22 protein-coding genes are annotated in these 25835 nt (G+C 61.4%); 7 read left to right on the forward strand and 15 right to left on the reverse strand.

Annotated features, from left to right (window positions below; all coding sequences use genetic code 11):
- A partial coding sequence (locus tag F7R20_RS16770; protein WP_282961114.1) for a POTRA domain-containing protein occupies positions 1-442 on the reverse strand: 442 nt, incomplete at its 3' end.
- A gap of 225 nt (positions 443-667) precedes the next feature.
- Here F7R20_RS16770 and F7R20_RS16775 point away from each other — a divergent pair.
- The 3 genes from F7R20_RS16775 to F7R20_RS16785 all read left to right on the forward strand — a co-directional run bounded on the left by F7R20_RS16775 (position 668) and on the right by F7R20_RS16785 (position 3167).
- Positions 668-1351 (forward strand): response regulator transcription factor, encoded by a 684-nt coding sequence (locus F7R20_RS16775; protein WP_003203501.1) that lies wholly within the window; start codon positions 668-670, stop codon positions 1349-1351.
- Positions 1348-2610: a HAMP domain-containing sensor histidine kinase gene (locus F7R20_RS16780; RefSeq protein ID WP_003203499.1), complete on the forward strand. Its 1263-nt coding sequence runs from the start codon at positions 1348-1350 to the stop codon at positions 2608-2610. Before F7R20_RS16775 ends, F7R20_RS16780 begins: the two co-directional genes overlap by 4 nt.
- Positions 2611-2717: 107 nt before the next feature.
- Positions 2718-3167, forward strand: coding sequence for a hypothetical protein (locus F7R20_RS16785; RefSeq protein WP_003203497.1), 450 nt, complete (start codon positions 2718-2720; stop codon positions 3165-3167).
- A 71-nt stretch (positions 3168-3238) separates the two neighbouring features.
- Here the strand turns inward: F7R20_RS16785 and F7R20_RS16790 are convergent, their stop codons facing one another.
- Together F7R20_RS16790 and baeS are read right to left on the reverse strand one after the other, a co-directional pair.
- On the reverse strand, positions 3239-3922 hold the full coding sequence (locus tag F7R20_RS16790; RefSeq protein ID WP_003203494.1) for a response regulator: 684 nt from the start codon (positions 3920-3922) through the stop codon (positions 3239-3241).
- 2 nt (positions 3923-3924) lie between these two features.
- Positions 3925-5343: a sensor histidine kinase efflux regulator BaeS gene (baeS, locus tag F7R20_RS16795; RefSeq protein WP_003203492.1), complete on the reverse strand. Its 1419-nt coding sequence runs from the start codon at positions 5341-5343 to the stop codon at positions 3925-3927.
- 112 nt (positions 5344-5455) lie between these two features.
- On the opposite strand from baeS, the gene F7R20_RS16800 reads away from it, so the two are divergent.
- Genes F7R20_RS16800 through F7R20_RS16810 form a run of 3 tightly spaced genes read left to right on the forward strand, consistent with a single transcriptional unit; the run spans position 5456 to position 11192 of the window.
- On the forward strand, positions 5456-6649 hold the full coding sequence (locus F7R20_RS16800; RefSeq protein WP_003203491.1) for an efflux RND transporter periplasmic adaptor subunit: 1194 nt from the start codon (positions 5456-5458) through the stop codon (positions 6647-6649).
- A 2-nt stretch (positions 6650-6651) separates the two neighbouring features.
- Positions 6652-9798, forward strand: coding sequence for an efflux RND transporter permease subunit (locus F7R20_RS16805; RefSeq protein WP_003203489.1), 3147 nt, complete (start codon positions 6652-6654; stop codon positions 9796-9798).
- Positions 9795-11192: an efflux transporter outer membrane subunit gene (locus tag F7R20_RS16810; protein WP_003203487.1), complete on the forward strand. Its 1398-nt coding sequence runs from the start codon at positions 9795-9797 to the stop codon at positions 11190-11192. Before F7R20_RS16805 ends, F7R20_RS16810 begins: the two co-directional genes overlap by 4 nt.
- A gap of 244 nt (positions 11193-11436) precedes the next feature.
- Here the strand turns inward: F7R20_RS16810 and F7R20_RS16815 are convergent, their stop codons facing one another.
- From F7R20_RS16815 to F7R20_RS16860, 10 genes are all read right to left on the reverse strand, one after another.
- On the reverse strand, positions 11437-12435 hold the full coding sequence (locus F7R20_RS16815; protein ID WP_003203486.1) for a helix-turn-helix domain-containing protein: 999 nt from the start codon (positions 12433-12435) through the stop codon (positions 11437-11439).
- An 88-nt stretch (positions 12436-12523) separates the two neighbouring features.
- Entirely contained in the window at positions 12524-14002 is a 1479-nt protein-coding gene (locus F7R20_RS16820) for an aldehyde dehydrogenase family protein (protein ID WP_003203484.1), read from the reverse strand.
- Positions 14003-14076: 74 nt separating this feature from the next.
- A complete protein-coding gene (locus F7R20_RS16825) occupies positions 14077-14925 on the reverse strand; it encodes a VOC family protein (protein WP_003203482.1) in 849 nt (282 codons plus the stop codon).
- A gap of 22 nt (positions 14926-14947) precedes the next feature.
- Entirely contained in the window at positions 14948-16594 is a 1647-nt protein-coding gene (locus F7R20_RS16830; protein ID WP_003203480.1) for a bifunctional 3-(3-hydroxy-phenyl)propionate/3-hydroxycinnamic acid hydroxylase, read from the reverse strand.
- A gap of 21 nt (positions 16595-16615) precedes the next feature.
- Positions 16616-17437 carry an IclR family transcriptional regulator gene (locus F7R20_RS16835; protein ID WP_003203477.1) on the reverse strand — a complete coding sequence of 274 codons (822 nt, stop codon included), beginning with the start codon at positions 17435-17437 and terminating at the stop codon, positions 16616-16618.
- Positions 17438-17439: 2 nt separating this feature from the next.
- Complete coding sequence (locus F7R20_RS16840) at positions 17440-18291, reverse strand: fumarylacetoacetate hydrolase family protein (RefSeq protein WP_003203474.1); 852 nt, start codon at positions 18289-18291, stop codon at positions 17440-17442.
- A gap of 305 nt (positions 18292-18596) precedes the next feature.
- Positions 18597-20045, reverse strand: a complete 1449-nt coding sequence (locus F7R20_RS16845) for a carotenoid oxygenase family protein (protein WP_003203472.1) — start codon at positions 20043-20045, stop codon at positions 18597-18599.
- Positions 20046-20080: 35 nt separating this feature from the next.
- Positions 20081-21262 (reverse strand): MFS transporter, encoded by a 1182-nt coding sequence (locus F7R20_RS16850; protein ID WP_003203469.1) that lies wholly within the window; start codon positions 21260-21262, stop codon positions 20081-20083.
- 55 nt (positions 21263-21317) lie between these two features.
- The gene (locus F7R20_RS16855; RefSeq protein WP_003203467.1) at positions 21318-22310 is read right to left on the reverse strand and encodes a SphA family protein; all 993 of its coding nucleotides are present in this window, start codon (positions 22308-22310) and stop codon (positions 21318-21320) included.
- Between the two features lie 144 nt (positions 22311-22454).
- Complete coding sequence (locus tag F7R20_RS16860; RefSeq protein ID WP_003203465.1) at positions 22455-23075, reverse strand: TetR/AcrR family transcriptional regulator; 621 nt, start codon at positions 23073-23075, stop codon at positions 22455-22457.
- A gap of 163 nt (positions 23076-23238) precedes the next feature.
- Between F7R20_RS16860 and F7R20_RS16865 the strand changes: the two genes are divergently transcribed.
- Positions 23239-23679 carry a hotdog fold domain-containing protein gene (locus tag F7R20_RS16865; protein ID WP_003203463.1) on the forward strand — a complete coding sequence of 147 codons (441 nt, stop codon included), beginning with the start codon at positions 23239-23241 and terminating at the stop codon, positions 23677-23679.
- Between the two features lie 13 nt (positions 23680-23692).
- Here F7R20_RS16865 and F7R20_RS16870 read toward each other — a convergent pair whose 3' ends face one another.
- Together F7R20_RS16870 and F7R20_RS16875 are read right to left on the reverse strand one after the other, a co-directional pair.
- On the reverse strand, positions 23693-24607 hold the full coding sequence (locus F7R20_RS16870) for a LysR substrate-binding domain-containing protein (RefSeq protein WP_003203461.1): 915 nt from the start codon (positions 24605-24607) through the stop codon (positions 23693-23695).
- An 87-nt stretch (positions 24608-24694) separates the two neighbouring features.
- Positions 24695-25831, reverse strand: coding sequence for a hybrid-cluster NAD(P)-dependent oxidoreductase (locus F7R20_RS16875; protein WP_003203458.1), 1137 nt, complete (start codon positions 25829-25831; stop codon positions 24695-24697).
- Positions 25832-25835: the final 4 nt, after the last annotated feature.

The raw sequence follows: 25835 nt of genomic DNA on the forward strand, positions 1-25835 counted from the left end.
AGTAGCGGCCCTGGGCAACGTACTGGCGTTGCAGCTCGTTACGTACACCTTCGAGGGTGGCGCGCTGGAAGATCTCGCCTTCGGCCAGGCCGGATTGCTTGAGGCCTTTCATCAGGTCTTCAGTGGATATCGCCTTGTTGCCTTCGATCTCGATACTGGCGATAGAGGGACGCTCGACAACGGTAATGACCAGCACATCACCGTCGTGTCCCAGTTGGATATCCTGGAAAAAACCGGTCTTGAACAGCGCACGCGTGGACTCCACCAGGCGCCGCTCATCCGCGTTATCACCGACGTTCAATGGCAAGGCACCGAAGACACTGCCTGCGGAAACGCGCTGGAGGCCGTTGATACGAATATCGGAAATCTTGAAGCCTTGGGCGTGGGCAAGTGTGACATTGAGCAGCAGTGCAGCCGAGCAGAGCAGGCGCGAAAAATTCATCAAGATCTTATCCAGGACACATCGACAGGTGGTGTAGGTGGACGCGGATATCTCACCGCAAGACGAGTCACCGCGGGAGCGAGCGGGCTGGTGGCGAGCAAGCATAAAAGTTCGCTGCGTTTGGTGCGGTTAACCCAATGTCAAGTTAGGTAAAGGTTGGCCTGCGGCGATGACGGTGCGCGGCGCACGGGCGATAATGGGCCGACACCTACTCAAGAGCGCCCCATGATCTCTGTATTGCTAGTCGACGATGACCAGGAACTGACGGGAATGCTCAGCCAATACCTGGAGCGCGAAGGCTTTGAGGCGACTGCCGTGCACACGGGGGAGGAGGGCGAAGTGCAAGCGCTGTCCGGTCGCTACAGCATCGTGGTGCTGGACGTGATGCTGCCGCGATTGTCGGGTATCGAGGTGCTCAGGCGCATTCGGGCCGTGAGCCAGGTGCCGGTGGTGTTGCTGACGGCTCGTGGCGACAACATCGACAAGATCACCGGCCTGGAGCTGGGCGCCGATGACTATGTGCCCAAGCCCAGTTCGCCGGGGGAGCTGGTGGCGCGTTTGCGGGCGATCATGCGCCGGGTGCAGCCAGTGGATCAGTCCACCAGTGAAGTAATCAGGACCGGGCCGCTGGTCCTGTGGCCCGGCAAGCGCCAGGCGCTCTGGCAGGGGCGCGAACTGGGGGTGACCAGCACCGAGTTCAGTTTGCTCGAGGAACTGGCCCGCTGTGCCGGGCAGGTGGTGAGTAAACAGAACCTGTCGCTCAATGCCCTGGGCTGCCCCTTGACTCGCTATGACCGGCGCATCGATGTGCACATCAGCAGCATTCGCCACAAGCTGGGACCGCGCCCCGATGCCAAGGCCTGGATCCAGAGCGTGCGGGGCCTCGGTTACCTGTTGATCGCCGAATGATGAAGCCTAGCCGACTGTTCTGGAAACTGTTCCTGGCGTTCTGGCTCGCCACCAGCTTGACGTTTCTGGTGGGGTTGGGTCTCTTCGTCATGGGCAGTTCCAGGCCTGGTGATCCTCATCTGGAAACGATCCTTGCCACGGAAGAGCAGCTATTGCGACAGTTTGGCATCGAGTCGGGCCGGCAACTGCTGGCGGTGTGGGAACACCCGGATGACCAGGCCGTTGGCGTCTATGACAGCGCCGGTCAGCTGTTGGCCGGCACGCCGGTGCGGCAACCGGCCTACGAGCGATCGATCATCGGCAAGGACGGCATCGTGCTGTCGCTCAAGTCAACCCATCCCCTGGGCAAGAAAGGCGACAGAGGGCCCAGCCACTGGACGCCGTTGATCATTGGCACGGTCATGAGTGCGCTGTTCAGCGGCTACATGGCGTTCTACCTGGCATGGCCGCTGGCCTATCTTCGGCGCGCCATGAGTGACGTGGCCCAGGGGCGCTTCGAGACCCGGGTCAAGCCGATCATGGGCGCGCGACGTGATGAAATCGTCGATCTGGCCGAAGACTGCGATCGAATGGCCAACCAGTTGAAGCTGTTGGTAGACGCCCAGCAACACTTGTTGCACGACATCTCCCACGAACTGCGCTCACCGCTGACCCGCATGCAAGCGGCCATCGGGCTGCTGCAGCAAGATCCGGCTCGCCTGGAAATGGTGGAACGCATCGACCGTGAGTCGGTGCGCATGGACACGCTGATCGAAGCGCTGTTGACCCTGGCACGCCTGCAGGGGCGACCGGAGAGTATCGAGCGCGAGCCAATCGATGTCGTCGAGTTGCTGTCGGTGATCGTCGAGGACGCCCGATTCGAAGCACAAATGAAAGGCTGCCAGGTCACCTTGCAGGCATGCCCGGCGTTTGTCAGTCGGGTCAGCGGTGAGCTGTTGTATCGGTGTTTCGAGAACGTCATTCGAAACGCGGTGCGCCATACCCGGCCAAACACCACGGTGATGGTCGTGGCCGAGGTCAATGGCGCCGCAGACGGCCTGACGGTGCAGATCCGCGATCAGGGCCCGGGTGTTGAACATTCGCGGCTACAGAGCATCTTCAACCCGTTCGAACGTGGCTTGAACGAAGCCAGTGCCGGCTTCGGCCTGGGCCTGGCCATTGCCTCAAGGGCCGTGGAAATACACGGCGGCTCCATCCTGGCGCACAACGAGCCGTCCGGTGGGCTGACCGTGGAAATCAGCTTGCCTCGTAGGGCGTGATCTTTACACGATATTACATTGGCTTGACGGCCCTGTACGCCCCGCCTCAGTAGACTTTGCGCTCAAACTTACTCAGCGTTTGCTGGTGTTTCAGCGTGGAGGTGCTCATGTTTCTGGTTCATAAGAAGGGTTTCGTTCCCGGCAAGAGAATGGTCGACGGTCTGGTGCCTTATGACTTCTTCTGCGAAGACAATCCGAGCCTTAACCTGTTCGTCTTCACCGGTTCCGCCACCCCGGGCAAGGTGGTCGAGGAACAGACACTCTGGGGATTTACCCGTCTTGAGCGTTTTGAAGCACTGAGCGGCACCTTGGTGTCGAACAAAAAGCAGGAAGGTTGGTTCCAGAAAGTCAATGTACTCACCGGCCCCGCCCAGAACGGCACGCAAGGCGTGAAGTTCCAGCGGGTGCTGAAAATCATCAAGCACACCGATGCAGCGAGCCGGGTCGCCAGCAAGGCCGACTACGAGATCCAGACAGACGAAGGCGACACCTATTTCACTCGCCGGCCTGCTGCGGGGGGGAGTGCGCAAACCATTATCTATTCGGCGGAACCCTAAGCCGCCGTTACCGAAAAAACGGATATGTACCCATCCTCCCTTTCACCATGACGCACCGTTTTAGCCACGCTTCAAACGTCAGCAAGCTGAAACCGATAACCCACCCCATACAACGACTCGATAGGATTCTCCGCCGGGCAGGCCTGCTCAAGCTTGCGCCGCAGATTACGGATATGGCTGTCAACCGTACGATCGGTAACCACCCGATGATCGGAATAGATCCGGTCGAGCAACTGATCCCGGGAAAACACCCGCCCGGGGGACTGGGCCAGCGTGCTGAGCAGGCGCAGTTCCAAGGGCGTCAGGTCCAGGGCGACGCCATCGAGTGACGCCTGGTAGCGGTCTTCATCAATCAGCAGGCGGGCTGGCGCGGTGACGAGTAGTTGCGGGCTGCGCCGCAGGATCGCCTTGACCCTGGCCACCACTTCACGCGGGCTGAAGGGCTTGCAGATGTAGTCGTCGGCCCCCAGGTCCAACCCGAGCAGGCGATCCACTTCCTCCACGCGGGCAGTGATCATGATGATTGGCACGGCACTGAAGCTGCGCAGCTCCTGGCAGACTTGCAGGCCGTCGCGCCCCGGCAGCATGAGGTCGAGCAGGATCAACCGTGGCTCGCTGGCCCGTACCGCCGGCACCACTTGAAGGCCATTGTCCAGGCATTGGGTCGCGTAGCCGGCGGCAATCAGGTAGTCGCGCATCAAAGCAGCCAGTTTGGGTTCGTCTTCGACAATAAGGATTGGGCTGTCAGGGGTCATGTTCAGGCATTCCGTGGCAGGCGCAGGGTCAGCCAAAGGCCGCCCAGCGGCGAGTGATCGGCGCTGAGGCTGCCGCCATGGGCCAGGGCGATGCTGTGACAGATGGCCAGTCCCAGGCCGGCGCCGCCACTGGCGCGATTGCGTGAGGTTTCGCCGCGGTAAAAGCGCTCGAACAATCGCGGCAGTTGATCCGCATCGACCCCGGGGCCGGAGTCGAGAAAGTCGATGCGCACGACGTCGTCCTCGCTGGCGGCACGAATGCGCAGCACACCGCCTTCATCGGTATAGCGCACCGCGTTTTCCAACAGATTGCTGAACAGTTGTTGCAAACGCTTGGGGTCGGCTTCGACCTGCAGCGGTGTTGTCGGCAGTTCCAGCTCCAAACGCAGATGCCGGGCATTGCAGCGCTCCTGGAACATCGCCACGCAACCGTCCAGCAAGTCGTTGAGGTCGCATTCGCTCTTGCGGTAGGTCAGCGCGCCGACATCGGCCAGGGACAGTTCGTAGAGATCATCCACCAGTTTGCTGAGCATGCTGACTTCGCCTTGCAGCGATTTCATCGAGGAAGGGTCGAGGGTGCGCACGCCGTCTTCGATGGCTTCCAGCTCGCCGCGCAATACCGACAACGGGGTGCGCAGTTCGTGGGACACATCGGCCATGAATTCCCGGCGCATTTTTTCGTTGCGTTCCAGGGTATACGCCAGTTGGTTGAAGTCTCGGGCCAACTGACCGACTTCGTCATTGGAGGCCACCGACACGCGGTTGCTGTATTCCCCAGCGGCCAAGCGGTGCGTGGCGGCGGCCACCCGCTTGACCGGGTCAAGCAGGGTACGGGCGATCCACCAGGCAATCAGCATCGCCAACAGCAACGAGAGCACGCCCACGGCCAGGCTGGTGCGCACCAAATACTGACGAAAGCGTTCACCGCCAGCTTCGGTCACGTTCTGGAACGGCGTCACTGCCAGCCAGCCGACGGTTTTGCCGGCAACCTCGATCGGGCGCATCAGCGCGTCGTCGGCAATCGCCGAGTAGCCCATGACCAATTGCTTTTGTTGGTCGAGCAGGGCGATGCGAAACACAGCCCCGGTCAGGTCGGACATCGACATGGGCGGCCGTTCCGGGTAGGTGGTGTTTTCCCCCGGCTCCGGACGCAGGAGTTCGAACCAGCGATCCGGCTGGTTGCGCAGGAACTCCCAGTTGCCTTCGCGTTCGTAGGCACTGGCCAGGCGGGGTAGCACCGGCTTCATGCGCAACAGTGCCTGTTCGTTGAGGTAGTCGAGAAAACCGTTGCCAAAGCTCCAGCCGTTGGCCACCCCCATGCTCAGGATGACAAACAGCACGCTGGCCATGACGGCAATAAACAGCTTGGTGGAGATGCTCAGTTTCATGGGCTCGGGCAGTTCGATGAATGGCCCGACCATTTAGGCCCTGGTGCGATGAAGATTCAAGGGTGGCGGGCAATCTTCAATTTTCCTGCACATTTGCCTCGCAGTATGGCGCCTGGCTTGAACCATCCGTCCTGCAGAGGCATTTATGTCGACCAAATTATTCGCCAAATCCCTGGTGACCGCCGCCATCCTGGTGTGCTTGATCGTTTTGTTCATGTTGGGCGGTTGCTCCGGCGAATCGGCACCCACGCCCGAACCGCCCAAGGTCTCGGTGATCACCGTGCAGCCGCAAAGCCAGGCGCTGACCACTGAGCTGGCCGGACGCACCCAGGCGTTCATGATCGCCGAGATACGCCCGCAGGTTGGCGGTATCGTCCAGCAGCGGTTGTTTGTCGAAGGGGCCGAGGTCAAGGCCGGACAGGCGCTGTATCAACTGGATGCTTCCTCTTACAAGGCCGCATTGGCTGAGGCCCAGGCGAACCTCGCCAAGGCACGCGCCACCTTGAAGTCGGCCCAGGCCACGGCCAAGCGTGACGCCCAGTTGGTAAAGATCGATGCCATCAGCCAGCAGGACAACGAGGATGCCCAGGCCAGCCTGCTGACCGCCGAAGCGGAAGTGCAAGTGGCCCAGGCCGATGTTGACACCGCACGCATCAACCTGGCGTATACCCGAATCAGTTCCCCCGTCAGTGGGCGCATCGAAACCTCGACGGTCACGCCCGGCGCGCTGGTGGTGGCCAACCAGGACAGCGCACTGACCACCGTGCAGCAGTTGGACCCGATGTATGTAGACGTCACTCAGTCGACCACCGAACTGTTGCGGCTCAAGCGCGACCTGGCCAGCGGTGTGCTGCAGAGCAATGGCGAAGGTGAAGCGCGGATCAGCCTCAAGCTCGATGACGGCAGCACCTATGCCCATGAAGGTCGCTTGAAGTTCAGTGGGGTCAGCGTCAATGAGGGCACGGGCACGGTGACCCTGCGGGCGCAAATCGCCAACCCGGACCGACTGTTGCTGCCGGGCATGTACGTGAGAGCGGTGCTGGAGCAGGCGCGGGATGACAAGGCCATCCTGATTCCACAGAAGGCGGTGACCCGCAGTGCCAGCGGTGCGACTTCGGTGCTGGTGGTGGTCAATGGCAAGGTCGAGCAGCGCATGTTGACCATCGACCGCGCCGTGGATAACCAATGGTGGGTCACGGCGGGGCTGAACGCGGGAGACCAGGTGATTGTCGAGGGCGGGCAAAAGGTCCGGGTCGGTGAAAGCGTCGTGGCACAGAACGCCGGCACCCGCAGCCGTACGCAGAAAGCGACACCTGTTGCCATTGCGCAGGAGGGCTGAACATGGCGCGTTTCTTTATCGACCGGCCGATTTTCGCCTGGGTCATCGCCATCGTCATCATGCTCGCTGGCGCCTTGTCCATCAGCCAGTTGCCCTTGGAACAGTACCCGGACATCGCGCCGCCGACGGTGCGCATTTCCGCGACCTACACCGGCGCCTCGGCCAAGACCGTGGAAGACTCGGTGACCCAGGTCATCGAACAGCAAATGAAGGGCCTGGACAACCTGACCTACATGTCGGCCTCCAGCAGCTCGGATGGCAGCGCCAGCATCAGCCTGACCTTCACCGCCGGCACCAACCCGGACGTGGCCCAGATGCAAGTGCAGAACAAGCTGCAACAGGCCGAGTCGAGGCTGCCGCAGTCGGTGCAAAGCGAGGGGCTGACCGTGACCAAGGGCGGTTCGGACTTCCTGATGATTGCCGCCTTGGCCTCCGACAATCCGAGCGTCACCGGCACGCAGATCGGGGATTACATTTCCAGCACCTTGCTCGATTCCATCAGCCGCATCGACGGTGTCGGCGATGTGCAGACATTGGGCTCCGGCTATGCCATGCGCATCTGGCTGGACCCGGCCCTGCTGGAAAAATACGCGCTGATGCCTTCGGATGTCAGCACGGCCCTGGAGGCGCAGAACACCGAGGTTTCTGCCGGTCAACTCGGCGCCATGCCGGCGGTGAAGGGGCAGCAGTTGAACGCCACCATCAGCGCCCGCAGCAAGCTGCAAACCGTCGAGGAGTTTCGCAATGTGGTGGTCAAGTCTACCAGCGACGGTGCGGTGGTGCTGCTTGGGGATGTGGCGCGGGTTGAATTGGGTAGTGAAAGCTACGACGTCAGTTCTGCCCTCAACGGCAAACCCGCTGCCGCCATGGGCGTCCAGCTCGCCGCCGGGGCCAATGCCCTGAACGTCGGCGAGGCGGTGAAGGCCAAGCTCAAGGAGCTGGAACCGTTCTATCCGACGGAGATGCAACTCAAGAACGTGATTGCCTACGACACCACGCCCTTTGTCAGCCTGTCCATCGAAGAAGTGGTCAAGTCACTGGGCGAGGCGATTGTCCTGGTGGTGCTGATCATGTTCCTTTTCCTGCAGAACTTGCGGGCCACGTTGATCCCCGCGATCACGGTGCCGGTGGTGCTGCTGGGTACATTCGGCGTGCTGGCGCTGTTCGGTTATTCGATCAACACCCTGACCATGTTCGCCATGGTCCTGGCCATCGGCCTGTTGGTGGACGACGCGATTGTGGTGGTGGAGAACGTCGAGCGGGTAATGGGCGAGCAGGGGCTGTCGGCCCTGGACGCCACGCGCCAGTCGATGGATGAAATCACCAGCGCCCTGGTCGGCATCGCCCTGGTGCTCAGTGCGGTGTTCATTCCCATGGCGTTTTTTGGCGGCTCCACAGGCGTTATCTACCGGCAGTTTTCGGTCACCATCGTCTCGGCCATGGTGCTCTCGGTACTCGTCGCCATGACGCTGACGCCGGCATTGTGCGCGACCCTGCTCAAGCCGTCCGATGGTCAGGGCCATGGCGCTCAACGCGGATTCTTCGGTTGGTTCAACCGCACGTTCGAGCGGGCTGCCGAGGCCTATAAACGCCAGGTGGGGGGCATTTTGCAGCGCGGGCGCGTCGGCTGGCTGGTGTATGGGCTGGTGCTGCTGGTGATGGCCGCCGGTTATTTCAGCCTGCCGACTTCGTTCCTGCCTGACGAAGACCAGGGCATTCTCATGGCCCAGGTGCAGTTGCCAGTCGGGGCCACGGACAGCCGCACCCAAGCGGTGGTCAAGCAGTTCGAAAGCTACCTCCTCGAACAGCCGGAAGTCGAAGCGCTGATCAGCATTTCCGGCCTGGGCATGAACGGCAACAGCCAGAACAGCGCCCGTGCTTTTATCCGGCTCAAGGACTGGAGCGAGCGCACGGGCGCAGGGCAGGGTGCGGCGTCCTTCGCCCAGCGCGCGACCATGGCGCTGTCGAGCATCGGCGATGCCAATGTGTTCGTCATGCAACCGCCGGCCGTGCGCGGCCTGGGACAGACGTCCGGCTTCGACCTGCAACTCAAGGACCTTGCCGGCCTGGGGCATGATGCGCTGGTGGCGGCGCGGGAAAAACTCATCGAGCTGGCCAACCAGGACCCTCGCTTGCTCGGGGTACGCAGCAATGGCCTGGACGACGCACCGCAGCTCAAGGTCAGCATCGATGATCGCAAGGCCGGGGCCTTGGGCCTGAGCACCAGCGACATCAACACCACGTTGTCCACGGCGTTGGGCGGCACTTACGTCAATGACTTCCTCAACCAGGGGCGGGTGAAGAAGGTCTACGTCCAGGGTGAAGCTGCGGCGCGGATGCAGGCGGCTGACCTGGAGCACTGGTTCGTACGCAACAGCAACGATGAAATGGTGCCGTTTTCCTCGTTCGCCAGCAGTTCCTGGAGCTACGGCTCGCCGTTGCTGGAGCGCTACAACGGCAACGCCTCGCTGGAGGTGGTTGGCGATCCGGCGCCCGGCGTCAGTTCCGGGGACGCCATGGATACGGTGGAAGCGCTGGTCAAGCAATTGCCGGAGGGCATCGGCTACGAGTGGACCGGGCAGTCCTATCAGTTGCGCCTTTCCGGTTCGCAGGCACCGTTGCTGTACGGGATTTCGGTGCTGTTCGTATTCCTCTGCCTCGCTGCGCTCTATGAGAGTTGGTCGGTGCCTTTTTCGGTGATGCTGGTGGTGCCGCTTGGGGTGGTGGGCGCGGTGCTGGCCACGCGTGTCAGTGGCTTGAGCAACGACGTGTACTTTCAGGTCGGGCTTTTGACCACCGTGGGATTGGCCGCCAAGAACGCCATTCTGATCGTCGAGTTCGCCAAGCACCTGCAAGAGCAGGGCAACAGCTTGCGCGAGGCGACATTGATCGCTGTGCGCCAACGCCTGCGGCCGATTCTCATGACGTCCCTGGCCTTCATGTTCGGCGTATTGCCCTTGGCCCTGAGTAGCGGTGCCGGTTCCGCCGGACGTCAGGCCATTGGTACCGGTGTGCTGGGCGGCATGTTGTCCGCCACGGTGTTGGGGATCTTCTTCGTTCCTTTGTTTTTCGTGCAGATTCGCCGGCGTTTCGGTCGCGTTTCCACGGCTTCGACCTCTGTTCCATCCGCCCAGTCAGGTGACGCATGATCAAGTTCCGCTGGCCATTGCTGGCCATCCTCACGCTGCTCGGTGGCTGCATGAATCTGGCGCCGCAGTATGAACGCCCTGAGGCGCCAGTCGCCGAGCAATGGCTGCCGGCCGCTAGCACGCCCAAGGGCCAGGTGAGCGCCGACATCGAGTGGCAAAGCTTCTTCACCGACAGCCGCCTGGCGCGCTTGCAGTCCCTGGCGCTGAGCAACAACCGCGACCTGCGCCTGGCGGTCCTGAACGTTGAAAAGGCCCAGGCGCAATACCGTATCCAGCGCGCCGAGTCCTTGCCTTCGATCGATGCCAGTGTCAGTGGCACTCACAGTCGCACGCCCGGCTTGTTGTCCAACACGGGCTCGGCGGCCACCACCCATGACTACAGTGCGCAACTGGGTTTGAGCAGTTATGAAGTGGACCTGTTTGGACGGGTGCAGAACCTCCAGGACGAAGCCCTGGAAGACTATCTGGCCCTGACCGAAACCCGACGCAGCACGCAGATCAGCCTGGTGGCCGAAGTGGCCACGGCCTGGCTGACCCTGGCGGCCGACAACGAGCGCCTGCACCTGGCCCAGGAAACCTTGCGCAGCCAGCAGGCGACCTACGAACTGACCCAACGCAGCCACGCCTTGGGCGGCTCCTCCGGTCTGTCCGTGGCCCAGGCGCAAACCACCGTGGAGTCGGCGCGGGTCGACGCGGCGGCGTATGAAAGCCAGATCCTGCAGGATCGCAACGCACTGCGCTTGCTGGTGGGCAGCGACATTCCCGAAGAGTTGTTGCCGGGCGCGTACCTGGAATCGGCCGCGGCGCTGGTGCAGGTGCCGGCAGAGCTGCCTTCCAGCCTGTTGCAACGACGCCCCGATGTGCTGGCCGCCGAGCATACGCTCAAGTCGGCCAATATCGACATCGGCGCCGCCCGTGCGGCGTTCTTTCCCAGCATCAGCCTGACGGCCAATGCCGGCTCCTCAAGCTCGGCCCTGTCCGGCCTGTTCAAGTCCGGCAGTGGCGCCTGGACATTTGCCCCGAGCATCAGCCTGCCGATCTTCGATGCCGGCAGTAACCGCGCGACGCTGGACTCGGCCAAGACCGAGCGCGAGATTCAGGTGCAGACCTATCAGCAAACACTGCAGAGCGCCTTCAAGGAAGTGGCCGATGCCCTGGCGGAGCGCAGCACGCTGGATCGCCGTATCGAGGCCCAACAGGCGTTGACCGACGCCAGTCGCAAGAGCTTCGAACTCTCCGACGCGTTATACCGTGGCGGTTCGCAAAGCTATCTCGAAGCCCTCGACGCCCAGCGTTCCCTGTACAGCGCGCAACAGGACCTGATCACCCTGCGCCTGACCGAGCAGAGCAACCGCGTGACGTTGTACAAGGTGATGGGCGGCGGCTGGAATTAAGGAACCCGCCCCTGTGGGAGCAAAGCTTGCTCGCGATAGCGTCAGCACATCCAACATCACGGCAGACTGACCCACCGCCATCGCGAGCAAGCTTTGCTCCCACAGGGGATCTGTGGTGAGCATCGGACCCATGCCTCCCCGGAGCACCCCGTGGGAGCAAGCTCAGCTCCCACAGAAGATTTGTGGTGAGCACCGAATCCAGCTCCCACAGGGCAATGGTGAACCATAGGAATTGGAAACAGGCTCAAGCCGCTGTCGATTTTTCCCGGCTGTCACTCGCGGTGTCGCGGAACAGTCTGGGTGACATGCCGAACGTCGATTTGAAATGCCGGCTGAAGTGGGAACTGCTGCCATAGCCCCAGGCGTAGGCGATCTCGGTGAGCGAGCGGTGGGCATGTTCCCGGTTGCGCAGGTCTTCGGCGCAACGTGACAGGCGCCGCTGCCAGATGTATTCGCTGACACTGCACCCCAGTTCATCCTGGAAGGCGCGGTGCAGGCTGCGGACCGAGCACTGTTCGGCGTTGGCGATGCGTTCGATGGTCAGGTCGCGGTCGGCCAGGTGGCGCTCGATGTACGCCTTGAGGCGGTTCTGCTTGAAGAAGCGGAAGTCGTGTTCGAGTTGCTTTTCTTCCTGTTTGTTCTTCAGCGCGTTATCCAGCAGCCCGGTGATGCTGTCACCGATCAGCCCGGCCGAATGGTTGTTCAGCAAGGGATATTGATTGTAGGCATCGCTGATCAGGTGCATGAGCATCCGCCCCAGTCCATTGCGACCGTTAAGGTGCATGTCGCCGGTTTGCGCCAGTTGCCCGGATGCACCCTGGAACAGCAGGATGAAGTGTTCGCAACCTTGCGTGCTGGTCACATTGAAAGGTTTGCCGCAGTCGACCAGGAGCATTTCGTCAGGGGCCAGTACGCTGCTTTGCTGGCCCTGCTCGAAATGACTGACACCAGCCACCTGCATGATCAACATGCGCGGCGTATCGAGGGCGTCGACCGCCTTGCTCAGGTGGCGCGAATATCGATGGGCGCTGGCGGTCATTCGACAGAAACGCAACTGGCCCAGGTCCCCGTACTCCAGCCGACCCTGGAAGTTGCTCTCATGCAACGGGTCGATGAACGTCGATTCCAGCCGTTTTATATAGTCCGGCGTACGCCCCAGGTGATCGCTCATGAACTCTTTCCATTTCATCAGGCGGTCGGAGCGAACAACCTGATCGGTGGACACGCAGGCTAAATGATTCATTTTTCGCCTCTATTTATTATTGTTTTCTGACGGATCGGGCAAAGGGGTCGATTTGCCCGATCCGGGCCTGATCAAGGGTGCCAAAGACTCAGAACGGGTAGTGATGGCCTCCGGGCTGCCAGGTCACCCAATGGGCACGGGTAAACTCATCCAGGGCATAGTGACCGTTGAAGCGACCGAGGCCGGAATTCTTTTCACCACCGAACGGGGCATTGGGCTGGTCATCGACGGTGATGTCGTTGATATGGGTCATGCCCGCCACAATGCCACGGGCGAAGTTCAAGCCACGGGCCATGTCCCGGGTGAACACGGCGCTGGACAGGCCATACTCGCTGGCGTTCGCCAACGCCAATGCATGGGTTTCGTTTTCTGCGACCAGCAGCGGCAGCAGGGGGCCGAACGTCTCATCGCGGGCTAGTTCCTGATCGGCTCCCACTTCACCGAACACATGGGCAGGTAGCACCAGCCCGAATGCCGGGCCGCCGCAAAGCTGCTTGAGGCCAGCACTCCGGGCGCCGTCGAGCTTACGCAGCAGGCCATCGAGCTGGCTCTGATTGACCACTGGCCCGATCACCGTGTCGGCCTTGGTCGGATCACCAATCTTGAGGTTGCGCACGCGCTCCACCACCAGCGCTGCGAAATCGGCATACAGCGAGCGGTCGACGATCACCCGGTTGACGCTCATGCAGATCTGGCCCTGGTGCAGGAAACGCCCGACCACCGCGGCGTGTGCCGCAATTTCGATATCGGCGTCATCCAGCACCACCAGCGGCGCGTTGCCGCCCAGTTCCAGGGCCACGCGCTTGATGTGTTTGCCTCCGGTGGCAATACGGCCGACATTGCGCCCCACATCCGTCGAACCGGTGAAGGAAATCAGGCTCGGCACCGGGTGCTCGACGAAGGCATCGCCGATTTCCGAGCCTGCGCCGACCACGACGTTGAGCGAACCCTCGGGGAAGCCGGCTTCTTCGAACAGGTGGGCGATCAGCAGGCCGCCGGTCACCGCTGTGTCGCTGGCGGGCTTGAGCACAATCGTGTTGCCCAGGGCGAGTGCCGGCACCACCGAGCGCATGCTCAGGTACAGCGGGAAATTCCATGGGCTGATCACGCCCACCACACCCAAGGGCTCACGGAAGACAAAACTCTGTTCGCCGGGCTTGTAGCTGGTCAGGATCCGACCTTCTACCTGCATCGGCATCGTCGTGCATTCGCGCACCAGGTTCAGCGTGAATTGCCATTCCATGCTCGCCTTGATCCGGGTGCTGCCGGACTCGTGGATCAGCCAGTCGATGATTTCTTCGCGGCGGTTCTGGATGACCTGGGCGAGCTTTTCAAGTTGTGCGCCGCGCTGGGTGGGGTGCAGCTGTGCCCACGCTGCCTGCGCCTGCTGCGCTGCCTGATAGGCGTCGTCGAGATCGGCAATCGAGGCCAGGGGCATCTCCAGCAGCTGTTCGTCGTTGAAAGGGTTGCGGTCGTCCAGGCGGCGTGCGGAGCGCCCTGCACGCCAGGTGCCGTTGATGTATTGGTCGCCGTTGATGGCGTAGGGCACGAGCGGTTGAGTCGTCATGGTCTTTTACCTTTGGAGGCAGGTGGTCGCCTCGTTTAGAAATCAAGGGTGCAAACGCCGATGGGGAAAATTGCTCAGCTCCTGATCCAGGCGCGGCCCCAGGAATTGAGTGTGTATTCCTCCTGTGCCCAGACACCGGGCTGGCGGCTGGCATCGGTGACTTCGAGCTCAGCCGAGAACTCCAGGCGGTTGCGATCGGCATCGACCACCATGAAGAACAGGTTGTTGCCCGGCCCATGTCGGCCGGGCCCGAAGAAAATGGTGATGCGCTCCTTGGCGAAACGATCGCCCCAGTCGCGGATGTCATTCCATTCGTTGGTTTCGTAACAGTGGTGGTCCCACTCGTTTTTCGAACCGCGGAAAAATGCCAAGGTGTGGTGCTCGTCGTCCGAGCGCAGGAAGCACGTCATCAGTTGGCCGGTCTGCTCATCCACGACATTGTCCGAAACAGTGAAGCCCACCGTGTTGACGTAGAAATCGATCATGGCTTCCAGCTCTGTGGTCTGGAACACCACATGTTGCAAGCGGCCGGGCATGCCTTGGCCGGAGGCCTGGAGAGCGGGGTGAGCGACGCCAAATATCGTTTGCCGGCCCTGGGGATCACGGATCAGGAAAGCCCCCGTTTCGAGCAGCGGCGAGTCGACCTCTTCGATGACGCAGCCGTTGCCGAGCAGGCGAACCCGCAGTGATTGCAGTCGAGGCTGACTGCCCAGGTCGAACGCCGCCGCGAGCAGGCCGCTGTGGTCGGCGGGAGACACGAGCATGGCGCGTTGCGGGCCGCTGAGCATCCAGCTGCCATCGGCTTGCGCCTGGCTGTCCATGTCCAGCATCCGTCGATAGAAATCGATTTGCCGTTGCGCGTCCTTGCTCGCCAGGTGCAGGTAGCACAGGCGTGCAGGTGTGGAAGTCTGGAGTGTTTGCATAACCACCTCTGTGCTTGAAGGTTTAATGAAAGACGGGCGCGATGCTCGGCTCGATTGCGCTGCTGTGGGCCACGGCGATGCCGAACAGCGACTGCAACGATTCGGCGGCCCGGGTTTCGGTAGCCTTGTCGAAAATCGCGGCGATATAGCGATCCGGACGCAGCAGCAGGAACGGGTGCGAATCGCCCAGCAGGGTTTTGAGCTGGTCTTCACGGTCCTGGAGCACCGTGCAGCCGGGGATCGACGGCATCGCCTGGACAGACGCGGGCAGGATCAGGATGCGTCTGGCTTCAAGGTGGCTCCAGAGGCCATGCTTGAGTTCATCGATACGCTGGCGGGTCGGGTCGCCGTATTGAATCAAGGCGAAGCCGGCGCCGATGGCGTCATCGAGCAGGCGTTCCTGGCCGTGGGCGTCGGTGAGTATCGGTTGCGGGAACATCTGTCCGCAGGACAACGTGCCTGCTTGCCCCTCGGTCAGCACCAGGCCCCGGGTGAAGCGGGGTTTGGGCTTGAAGCGCATTTGCAGGAAATAATCGCGCAACGGCGGCAACAGGCCGATCAAGGCGAATGCACCACTGATCAGGCGAGCGCGCAGGACGGTGGCCGGTGCCATGACCACGCCGAGGTTCAAGGCCAACTTGATCAAGGCCCATGCATGATCACGACGCTCGCTTTCGTAGGACAGCAGTGCGCTTTCCGCCATTTTTCCCTTCAGCACGCCGACCAGCTTCCAGCCCAGGTTGTGGGCATCGCGCACGCCGCTGTTCATGCCTTGCCCGGCATAGGGCGGGGTCAGGTGCGCGGCGTCGCCGGCGAGAAACACCCGCTGCACCTGCCACCGCTCGGCGACCCGGGCGTGGAAGGTGTAGACCGTCTTGCGCACGATGGAAACCGGCGCGTCTCCCTTGAACGGGCGCAGCAATGCTTGCAGGCAGGTTTCGTCGAGCACCTGTTCGTCCGTTTCATCGGGCTTGAGCAGGAACTCGAATCGGCGCGTACGGTGAGGGCCGGGTACTTCCACCACCGGGCGTCTGGCGTCGCAATACACGCGGGTCTGCCAGAAGGGGTCGTCGTCCTGGTCGGTATCGACCACCAGCCAGCGCGAGGAGAAGCTCGAGCCGACCATCTCGATCCCGAGTTGCTTGCGCACCGGGCTACGGCCGCCGTCGCAGGCCACCAGGTAAGCCGCGTGGACTTCCATCAGTTGCCCATCAGCGTCACGCACCAGCGCGCACACGCCGTGTGGGTCCTGGGTGAATTCCACCAGCTCGTGGCTGAACCGAGCCGTCAGGCTGGCAAAGCGTTCGAGACCTGTCCTGAGGGTGTTTTCAAACAGCGGTTGGCGAAAGGCGTTGCGCTTGGGGAAGCCATACAGCTTGCCGGTCGGCTCGACCTTGCCGAAGCAGCGACCGCCGGGCCGGGTGAAGTAATGCACGCCGTAGCCGGGCACGACATCACGCAGCACGGCGGCATCGAGCCCGATGGCCTGCATGGTGCGCAAGGATTCGTCATCGATTGAAACCGCGCGCGGCTCGGTCACGGTGCCCGGCTTGCGATCGATGATCAGCGTGTCCACATCGGCTTGGCCGAGCAGGTTGGCCAGGGTCAGCCCGGTAGGACCGGCACCGATGACCAGGACCTGGGTATTGATGCGTTTGAGGGTTGTCATTGTTATTCCCTTCCGGATGGCTCAGCCCAGTGGCTTGGCGCGGTTGGCGAGCGCACCCATGCGTTGCGACAGTTCCTGCGCCAGGGCAAGGATCTGCTGCCCTTGTGTCTCCTCCTGGGCACTGTCGCGTTCTCGCACCGGGCGCACGCAACTGATGCTGCCGACGACCTTGCCATCGCCATCGAAGATCGGCGCGGCCAGGCCATAGACGCCCGCGTCGACTTCACCTGCGCTGGCCACATAGCCTTGGCGACGCAGTTGCTGCAGCGAGCGACGAAATGCCTCCCAGGTCTGGCCAAGTTGACTGGCGCGCACTTCATCGGGGTGGTCGAGAAACAGTTGGCTGTGTTGGCGCGAGGTCATGTTGGCGAGGATCGCCTTGGACGTCGCCCCCAGGAACAAAGGCCTGGGCGAGCCACGGGAGTAGCTGACCTCACTGAACAGGTCTCCGTGCTGGTGAATGCACACGACCTGGTCCTTGAACAGCCGGCAGATCAGCCACACCTGATGTTCGCTCCACTGCGGGAAGCTGGGCTCAAGCGATTGTGCGGCGCGTACGAGGGGGTCGCTCAGGCGCAGCTGGCGATCCCAGGTAATGATCCGCGCGCCCAGGGCATAACGCCCGGCTTCGACCTGGAACAACAGGTTGGCCTCGGCCAATTCGCGCACGTAGCGGTAGATCGTCGAACGGGTAAAACCCAAGGCGCCGCCCATGTCGTCCACCGCCCAGATCGGGCTCTGTTCGGTGAACAGGTCGAGTACCCGCAGCATGCGCTCCAGGCTCGAGCCTTTGCTGTCGCCATCCTGCTCGGGCAGGGCGTCAGGGGTGTGTAGGTTTTCCATGCTTATTGCTCGTCCACGATGCTGTTGCGCAGGGTGCCGATTCGAGCGATCTCGATCTCGACTTCGTCGCCCGGTTTCATCCACACCGGCGGCTCGCGGAACGCTCCGACGCCGCCAGTGGTGCCGGTGACAATCACGTCACCGGGGGCCAGTTCGGTGAAGGTGGAGCAGTACTCGATCAGCTGGCGCACATCGAAAATCATGTCGCTGGTGCGGGTGTGCTGCATCACTTCGCCGTTCAGCCGGGTGGTCAATTCCAGGTCCTGCGGGTCGCCGATCTCGTCGCCGGTCACCAGCCAGGGGCCGAAACCACCGGTGTTCGGGAAGTTCTTGCCTGGGACGAACTGAATGGTGTGCTTCTGCCAGTCGCGGACACTGCCGTCGTTGTAGCAGGCATAACCGGCGACGTAGTCCAGCGCGTCGGCAGGTTTGACGTGGCGGGCCGCTTTACCGATCACCACCGCCAGCTCGCCCTCGAAATCAAGCTTGTGGGACGCGGTCGGGCGAACGATGGGTTGCAGGTGGGCGGTCTGGCTGTCGGCGAAGCGGGTAAAGATCATCGGATAGGTCGGCATTTCCCGACCGGTTTCGCGCACGTGAGTGGCGTAGTTGATGCCGATGCACAGCACTTTGCCCGGGTTCGGGATCACCGGCAGGAAGGTCACGTCAGCCAAGGGGATACGCGGCAGGCTTGCCAGGCGCGCAGTGCTCAGTTCGTTCAGGCGGTTATGACCGATGGCCTGTTTGAGATCGCTGCCAAGGGTTGGCTTGAGCGATTCCAGGTCGATGATTTGATCACCTTCGACCACACCGTAGCTGCTACGGCCTTGGACAATAAAACTTGCGAGTTTCATGGAGGCTCCTGGAGAGAGGAAGGGTGCAATGAGGGTTAATCTAGTCTTGCTATAAAATCCTGTAAAGTAGGATTTGTACAAAAATCCTAAAATATGGAATTTATGTATTTTTTGGCGCGACTGTCCCTTTGGCGGACCTGGGGAGCAAGGGGAGGTGCGAAAAGGGCTCTAAACCTGTGGGAGCGAGCTTGCTCGCGATGAGGCCAGCCAGTTCAATACTCATGTAACTGAACCGCCGCCATCGCGAGCAAGCTCGCTCCCACAGGGATTGTGCTTAATTGACGGGCATCAGGACCCGATGCCAATCAATCGATTGGTGCCCAGCAGCCATGCAGCGACATGCGCATCCGGAAGGGAATCCTGATGCGGGCAATGGGCCCGCTGGCCATGTCACGGGTGTCCAGCACAACCAGCTCACTGCGTCCCTCTGCGATGAGGTTGAGCAGGGCTACGACGTAGCCATCGGCTTCCTCTGCATCCGCCGAGCGCGGTATGAAGATGGGTTCCTGGAAGCATCCGCTGTCGCCGGGAAACCAGGCGTCGGTGCGGCCTGTCTGCAGGTCCAGGTGCGCCAGCAGGTTGAAAAACTGGAAGGGGATTGGCCCATTCGCCGGGTTGTAGGGGCGCTCAGGATCGAAGGCGAGCAGGAAACCATGCTGGTACTTTCGACCGATGTAGCGATCATCACACCGTGGGAACTCGCAGGGATATTCCGTCAGTGGCTGCGGTTGAACGTCCTCCTGCGCGCCATGCAGGTCGAAGGTCCAGCGCATCAGGCTGGCGGCCAGGGTTTCAGGCGGTGGTACGTAGCCGTCGGCCTGGGGGAAGAAGTAGAAGATATTCCCGCCGGTGACCGGCATGTCCACATACACCTTGTCGTCCTCATCGAACGCATTGAGCGTATGCCCCTGGAAACCGTCCTTGGGCCCCTTGAACCAACGCACATCTTGCCCACGCCCGTTGCGCGGCACGATGGCGAACAGCTGGGGCAGGTCGGGTTGCCACTGGAAATGCGGCCCGCCGTTTTTCATGCGATCGACGTCAACCGTCAACGGAATCAACGGGAACACGACGTAGCGTTCGGTCACCGCGAAATCGTGCACCATGGCCGCATAAGGCGCCTGGAACCAGATCTCGTGCAGCAGCTTTCCGTCCGGCGAGATTTCGAAATAGGCCAGGTCGGGCGTGCCGTCGCCTTTGGCCTCATAACTGCAGGCCAGCAGGTTGCCTGTCACCGGATCGAGTTTGGGGTGGGCGGTGAACGTCGCAGCTTTGATCTGCCCATCAAAGCTCCATTCGCCGAGGGTCTCCAGGGTTTCGAGATCCATCGCCCAAGGCAGGGCATCTTCCTTGAGCGCCAACAGGACGCCGTTGTGGGGGATGACGGTGGTGTTGGCGGTGGTGTTGTTTTTCGCCGCGAGGGGGTCATTGGTGTAGACGTTTCGATAGACGCCGTTGAGCGAACGCCCTTCACGGCGCTGGGCCAGCAGGCGATCGGTCTTCACGTAGCGGCGTCGCATCGAGACTTTGCCATTGGCAAAGTTGAAGCGGCTAACCATGCCGTCGCCGTTGAAGAAAATGTCGTTACCCAGCATGGGAGGGTACTGCGGGTCTGGCGCCACCTGATAAAAAGTCCCACAGATCGAAGCGGGCAGGATGCCTTCGATCTCAAGATCGAACACCTCTGCTTCCACGCGGCTGGGCGTATAGAGAGCGCCGGAAAATTCAGGGGTTTGAGGGAATGGAATACTCATCGGGCAATCTCGTCAATGTGCGGGTTCGTTCATGTTCAGGCCGATTGCGGGGACATCGCCGGCCCGGAAGGTTTCACGCCGCGGCGAAAGCGTGCAACGACCAGGCACGAGATCACCAAGGCTAGCAGATAGGCTGAGGCGGCCAGCCATCCGACCGCGCGCAAGTGTCCCTCGCCCACGACCAGTGCGGCGCCAAACGGGCCGAGTCCCTGGCCGATGAAAATCGCAGCGTTACCCAGGCCTGCCAGTCGGCCGGAAGGGTCCAGTTCCGCCGCCATGGAAAGCAGGTAGGGCAGGCTGAAAAACCAGACCATATGGATCAGGCAGGCCGTGGTGATAAAGGCAACGGGGCTGGTGCCATAGACCATGATCAAAGTCGCCAGCAATGCCGTGCCGAAGCTCAACAGTTGTGGAAACAGCAGGCCCAGGCGCCGTCCGATCAGCCCGGCCAGCCCGGCGCCTAGGGCACCGGCAAGGATGCTGCCGCCGAGGATTCCGCCAATCTGCTGGGGCTCCAGGCCGATGCTCTTGCCGATGCGTTCCTGGTACACCCACAGGGCGGAGTGGCCGAAGAACAGCAGGGCAAACAGCAGGATCAACAGCACGGCAGTGAGACCAAATGGCTGGATCGAGCCATTGGCCGCGCGATGGGCGTCCGGGTAGCGCTTGGGTACTCTCCAGCAACCCAGCGCCGCGAGCACGCTGGTGATCGCCAACAGGGAAAACGCGCCATTCACGCCAAATGCTTGAAGGACCAGCGGCATGGAGGTCACCAGCAGCATGCCCCACAGCAGGTTGCCGATGTTGATGATCGCGAAAGTCGCGTCCTTGGACGTGCGCAGCGCTGCGGTGGCATAGACAACCGCCATGACCGCGCCGCCGCTGGCGCCGCAGATCATCCTGGAAATGACCAGTCCGGCCTGGCTGTGCAGTTGTGTGCTGGCCAGGTTACCCAATGCCAGGATCAACAAGGCCACCAGGGCGAAGCGACGGCGGTCGACGCTCGCCATGAATAGGGCGCAGACCCCGCAAGCGATGGCCATCGCCATGAGTTCAGCGGCGAAAAGAGCGCCGATTGCATTGAGCGGCAGGCCGAGTTGGTCGATCAAGGCACCGCCCAGGATCGGCTGGATCTGTAGAGTCCCCAGGGAAATGACCATCATCAGGCAGATGGCGCCCAGTGATTTTTTGCTGTCGATGGAGTCGAGTGCGTTCATGAAGCATCACCTCAGGTAAAGAGCCCGCTCATGCGTGAGCCGGCCTACACGTCAATCAGAACTTGTGGACGTAGCGAACCTGCACCTGGTAATCCGCTCGGGAGCGGTTCTCGACGCCGGTTTCTTTATAGGTGTTGAGCCAGAAGGCTTTGTCTTCGGTGATTTTCCAGAACAGACCCGGGCCAAAGCCCAGCACCTTTTCCCGGGAGTCGGTCAGGGTGTTGCCGTTGACCTTGTCATCCGAGATCTGCCGGAAGTAGTAGCCGTTGATGCCCACCGAGACCTTCGGAAACACTTCGTACGAGGCGGTGAAGTTGGCCCATGCCGACTGTCCTGACTGGGTGTCGCGCACCGCTTGCCCTTCAAAGAACTGCTGCGAACTGCTCGCCGGATCGTCGTTCTTGAAGTTGTACAGATAGTTCAGTCTCCAGCTCACTTCCCAACGGGGTGCCGGCATCCAGGTCGCTGCCCAGTAGGGGTTCAGGGAGAAGTGGTTGGAGCCAGGGTTCAGGTCTTTGTCTTTGTCGTACTTGCCCGTTGGCAGGATGGTGTCGAAGGCCATGCGCTGCACGAAAACCGGCCGGCCGCTGGCGTCGACGATCGGATCGAACTGGACCTGTGGCCCGACCGTGACATCGCCCAGGCCGGTAGCGTTGTCCTTGAGCTTGGCACCGTTGTCACCGAAGTCGCCGTCCAGGGAAACAACGGGTACCAGCAGGCTCCAACCCAGGTGTGCCCCTCCCGCGAAGGTGTCGGGTGAGTAGTAGCTCAGCTGATTGATCATCGTGATGACGTTGATCTTCGGGTCATCGAAGGCGCCGTTTTTCTTGCCGCCGTTGGTCCTGATGCTGCTGGCGGTGCTGAACTTCAGGTAGGTCTGGTGAGTCAGCCCGGGTGGCCCCGCAAACCCGTCGTAGAAGCTGGTGCCGCCCAGGTTGATACCGCTGGGTTGGCTTACGGAAGGTGGAGGAGGGCCGTCGGCTGCATGGGCGGCAAATGACGCGAAGCTGAGTGCCAGGCACGCTGGCAGGGATTTGGTCAGGCTCATTGAAGTGGCTCTATTCTTGGAATTGTGAGCGGGGGAATGTCCCCTGGCACTTCGACTTTAAGTCCCGGTGTTGGGTGATGCTTGAGCGCAACGGCCAGAGTTGACTGGGAGCGCCATGAACCCGGAGAAACGCGAGCGAACTGCTCAGCCGCCAGCGCCAACGGCGCGCCAGGCGGCCTCGGCCAGTTGCTGCCGGTAGAGTTCAGGGCTGCGTTTGACTCGGGCCGAGAGCCAGGCGCGGCAATAGCTCTCCGCTGAACCGATGATCAGTGACGGGATCAGTTCAAAAGGCAGGTCCTGCAAATCCTGCTGGTGGGCAGGGTCGCTGAACCATTGCTTGAGCGCGGCGTTCCTGGCGACATTCGCCTCGGCGAGCCGCTCGTTGAAGCTGCTGCGTGCGACCGCAAAGCGAGCCTGGTACTGGAACCGCGCCCAATCGGGTTGGCTGACCACCCAATCCACGTAGCTGAACACCAAGGCGTGGACCCATTCCCTGGTTGACGTGACAGCGCCGAGGTAGCTGTCCCTGAGCCGTGCCTGGTCATCCAGGGCGGTCATGTACAACGCCGCGACCAAGCCTTCCTTGTTATCGAAATGGTGATAGATCGCTCCCACGCTCATCTGGCTTTCGGCCCGGATGATGTCGATGGTGGTCGCTTCTATGCCCTGTTGGTTAAACAGCGCCAGGGCACATCGGAGAATGTGCCGCTTGGACTCGGCACGGCGCCCTGGGTAGCAACGCTCGAGGAGATCGACAGGTTCCATTTTTCGGCCCAGGCAAAAAGGGGCCATGGTAATTGAAACGACGGCCAGGCACGAGCGATTGACAGGGCGGACATTTACAGAATATTGTTCTGTAACAGAGCAATATTCTGTAATGGAATGATGTTCTGTCCGTGACTTCAATCCACCTGACCAGAGATCCCCCATGAGCCAGACTCTCAGCATGTACCAAAGCGTTGGCCCGTCCGCTTTCAGCAATATGGCCTGCCAGATGGCACCGTATTTCGGCACCATCAACCCGGAAATTTCTGTGTTGACCCCCGGTCGCGGTGAAGTGAAGGTGCCGTTTCGCAAGGAAATCACCAATCACCTGGCGTCCGTTCACGCGATCGCGTTGTGCAACGCGGCAGAACTGGCGGGCGGGATGATGACCGAGGTGTCCATCCCCAGCGGCGCGCGCTGGATTCCCAAAGGCATGACCGTCGAGTACTTGGCCAAGGCCAAGACCTCCATCCATGCGATTGCCGACGGTAGCGAAATCGACTGGCAGACTTCGGGCGACAAGATTGTCCCGGTCGAGATCTTCGACGAGGCTGGGGTGAAGGTCTTCACGGCGCGCATCACCATGAATGTGAAAATCGGCTAGGTCGCCAGGCCCATCAAACGTCGACTGTCTCCGCCAGATGCGCCATCAGCCACTGGCGGAAGAGGTTGACGCTTTGTCTGTTTGGGGCCCGGCCTTGAGGTTCCAGCAGGCAGAACTGCGCATCGGTGCGCAGGATGGCTTGCGTCGGCCGCACCAGGTTGCCGGTTTGCAAGTGATTGCTGAGCAGGCCCGACCAGGCCAAGGCAATCCCCTGGCCAGCCAGCGCCGACTGGATCAACATGGAGTAGCTGTTGATATTGATGCGCCGTCGAGGTTCTGGCGCCTGGTAACCAAGGCGTTGGAACCATTCCTTCCAGCCAATCCAGTCGCGGTGCTGGTCTTCCAGCCATAACCAGGTGCATCCGCCCAACTGCTTCAGCGTCTCGATCCCTGGATGCTGCGCCAGATAGGCAGGGCTGCATACCGGGAAAATCTCTTCGTTGAATAACGGCGTGACTTTCATGTTTTTCGGCGGTGTGCTGCAGTAATACAGCGCCAGGTCACAGTCCAGCCGGGAAAAATCACTGACTTGATCCGTCGCGATGATGCGCAGGTCAATCTCTTCATTCTGGCGCTGGAACTCCGACACGAGCGGCAGCAGCCACAATGAGGCCATCGCCGTACTGGTGACGACAGTGACCTGCTGCGCGCCTTGCCAATGGCGTATTCCCGCCGTGGCCTGGGCGATCTGTTGCAGCGTATCGCGCACGCTTTCGTAATACTGGCTGCCGGTGGCGGTGAGGTTGATTTCGCGGGTCGTGCGGGTGAACAGCGCCGTGCCCAGGTAGTCTTCGAGCAAGCGCACCTGGCGGCTGATTGCGCCTTGGGTGACGTTCAGTTCGCGTGCCGCCACGGTGAAGCTCAAGTGGCGGGCGGCGGCCTCGAATGCCACCAGGCTGTTGAGGGGCGGCAAGGGTTGCAGTTTCATCAGGCTGGGCCACTGTCTTATTAGGGTAAGCGCACGGAGATTGTGCAGAAGCCAGTGTGCAGTGACTACCTTATTCGCGATGCAAGGCTAAAGATCAAGGACCAGGTCAGAAGTGGGCTTGCTGCAGCACAGCAAACGCAGGCCTTTGTCGATTTCCCGTTGCCGGATACCGCCGTTGTGATTCATCTCGACCGTACCCTGTAGCAGGGCGGTCTTGCAGGTGCCGCAAACGCCCTGGCTGCAGGAGGAGGGCACGATTGCCCCGGCCTTTTTTGCGGCGCTCAGCACGGTCTGATTGCCCGGCATGCTGAACGTCTTCCCCGAGCGCGACAAGGTTACCGTGAACACCTCCTGCTGATCGAGGGAAGGGGCTTGCTCGAGCAACGGTTCCTCGTTCAGTGCGCTGATGTCGAAGCTTTCCTGATGATAGTGGGCGAAATCGAACGCCGCTTCCCTGAGCAGCGACTTGACCGCTTCCATGTAGCCCTGGGGACCACAGGTAAAGATTTCCCGTTCCTTGTAGTCCGGCACTTGCTGGCTCAGCAACGGCAAATCGAGCCGGCCTATCGGTTGCTGCCATTGAGCGGTGTCGCCAAGTCCTTCGCACACACTGATGACCCGCAGTCCCGGCATGGCGGCCTGCATGCGCGTCAATTCTGCGTGGAAGATGATATCGGCAGGAGTACGCGCGCTGTGTACGAAGACAATGTCGAGGTTGCCGGCCATGTCGCAGGCGGCCCGGGTCATCGACATCAGGGGCGTTACACCCGAGCCGGCCGACAGGTACAACAACTTGGTCGCAGGATGGCCGACCGGTGTAAAGCTGCCCGCCGGACCGGACGCCTTCAGGCTGTCGCCGGGCTTGAGGTGGTCATGCAGCCAGTTCGATACCGCGCCCCCCGGCACACGTTTGACGGTAATGGAAAACGCAAAGGGCCGGGTCGGGGAGGACGACAGGGTGTAGCAGCGGAAGAGGGTCTGCCCGCCAATGACCGGTGAGATCGTGATGAATTGACCGGGTTCGAAACTCAGTGCGCTGAAGTCCGCACAACGAAAAATGAAGGTTTTTACGTCATGGGTTTCCTGGCGCACAGCGCAGCATTGCAGGGTTTTCTGTTCCCCGCTGTGCCATTGCGAGCCGAACGTGCCCCAGGTGGTCGGATCGGTAAAGCGCTGGACCGCGCTGGTGTTTCCAGGACACGTCAGGTTTTCGTAAGTCGTCATGTTC

Source organism: Pseudomonas brassicacearum subsp. brassicacearum, from assembly GCF_008801605.1.
In the GTDB taxonomy this organism is placed as follows: domain Bacteria; phylum Pseudomonadota; class Gammaproteobacteria; order Pseudomonadales; family Pseudomonadaceae; genus Aquipseudomonas; species Aquipseudomonas brassicacearum.

Excerpts from the sequence above, each read along its gene's own strand:
- F7R20_RS16775 (WP_003203501.1), top strand. The coding sequence starts at position 668 with ATGATCTCTGTATTGCTAGTCGACGATGACCAGGAACTGACGGGAATG.
- F7R20_RS16780 (WP_003203499.1), top strand. The coding sequence starts at position 1,348 with ATGATGAAGCCTAGCCGACTGTTCTGGAAACTGTTCCTGGCGTTCTGG.
- F7R20_RS16785 (WP_003203497.1), top strand. The coding sequence starts at position 2,718 with ATGTTTCTGGTTCATAAGAAGGGTTTCGTTCCCGGCAAGAGAATGGTC.
- F7R20_RS16790 (WP_003203494.1), bottom strand. The coding sequence starts at position 3,922 with ATGACCCCTGACAGCCCAATCCTTATTGTCGAAGACGAACCCAAACTG.
- baeS (WP_003203492.1), bottom strand. The coding sequence starts at position 5,343 with ATGGTCGGGCCATTCATCGAACTGCCCGAGCCCATGAAACTGAGCATC.
- F7R20_RS16800 (WP_003203491.1), top strand. The coding sequence starts at position 5,456 with ATGTCGACCAAATTATTCGCCAAATCCCTGGTGACCGCCGCCATCCTG.
- F7R20_RS16805 (WP_003203489.1), top strand. The coding sequence starts at position 6,652 with ATGGCGCGTTTCTTTATCGACCGGCCGATTTTCGCCTGGGTCATCGCC.
- F7R20_RS16810 (WP_003203487.1), top strand. The coding sequence starts at position 9,795 with ATGATCAAGTTCCGCTGGCCATTGCTGGCCATCCTCACGCTGCTCGGT.
- F7R20_RS16815 (WP_003203486.1), bottom strand. The coding sequence starts at position 12,435 with ATGAATCATTTAGCCTGCGTGTCCACCGATCAGGTTGTTCGCTCCGAC.
- F7R20_RS16820 (WP_003203484.1), bottom strand. The coding sequence starts at position 14,002 with ATGACGACTCAACCGCTCGTGCCCTACGCCATCAACGGCGACCAATAC.
- F7R20_RS16825 (WP_003203482.1), bottom strand. The coding sequence starts at position 14,925 with ATGCAAACACTCCAGACTTCCACACCTGCACGCCTGTGCTACCTGCAC.
- F7R20_RS16830 (WP_003203480.1), bottom strand. The coding sequence starts at position 16,594 with ATGACAACCCTCAAACGCATCAATACCCAGGTCCTGGTCATCGGTGCC.
- F7R20_RS16835 (WP_003203477.1), bottom strand. The coding sequence starts at position 17,437 with ATGGAAAACCTACACACCCCTGACGCCCTGCCCGAGCAGGATGGCGAC.
- F7R20_RS16840 (WP_003203474.1), bottom strand. The coding sequence starts at position 18,291 with ATGAAACTCGCAAGTTTTATTGTCCAAGGCCGTAGCAGCTACGGTGTG.
- F7R20_RS16845 (WP_003203472.1), bottom strand. The coding sequence starts at position 20,045 with ATGAGTATTCCATTCCCTCAAACCCCTGAATTTTCCGGCGCTCTCTAT.
- F7R20_RS16850 (WP_003203469.1), bottom strand. The coding sequence starts at position 21,262 with ATGAACGCACTCGACTCCATCGACAGCAAAAAATCACTGGGCGCCATC.
- F7R20_RS16855 (WP_003203467.1), bottom strand. The coding sequence starts at position 22,310 with ATGAGCCTGACCAAATCCCTGCCAGCGTGCCTGGCACTCAGCTTCGCG.
- F7R20_RS16860 (WP_003203465.1), bottom strand. The coding sequence starts at position 23,075 with ATGGAACCTGTCGATCTCCTCGAGCGTTGCTACCCAGGGCGCCGTGCC.
- F7R20_RS16865 (WP_003203463.1), top strand. The coding sequence starts at position 23,239 with ATGAGCCAGACTCTCAGCATGTACCAAAGCGTTGGCCCGTCCGCTTTC.
- F7R20_RS16870 (WP_003203461.1), bottom strand. The coding sequence starts at position 24,607 with ATGAAACTGCAACCCTTGCCGCCCCTCAACAGCCTGGTGGCATTCGAG.
- F7R20_RS16875 (WP_003203458.1), bottom strand. The coding sequence starts at position 25,831 with ATGACGACTTACGAAAACCTGACGTGTCCTGGAAACACCAGCGCGGTC.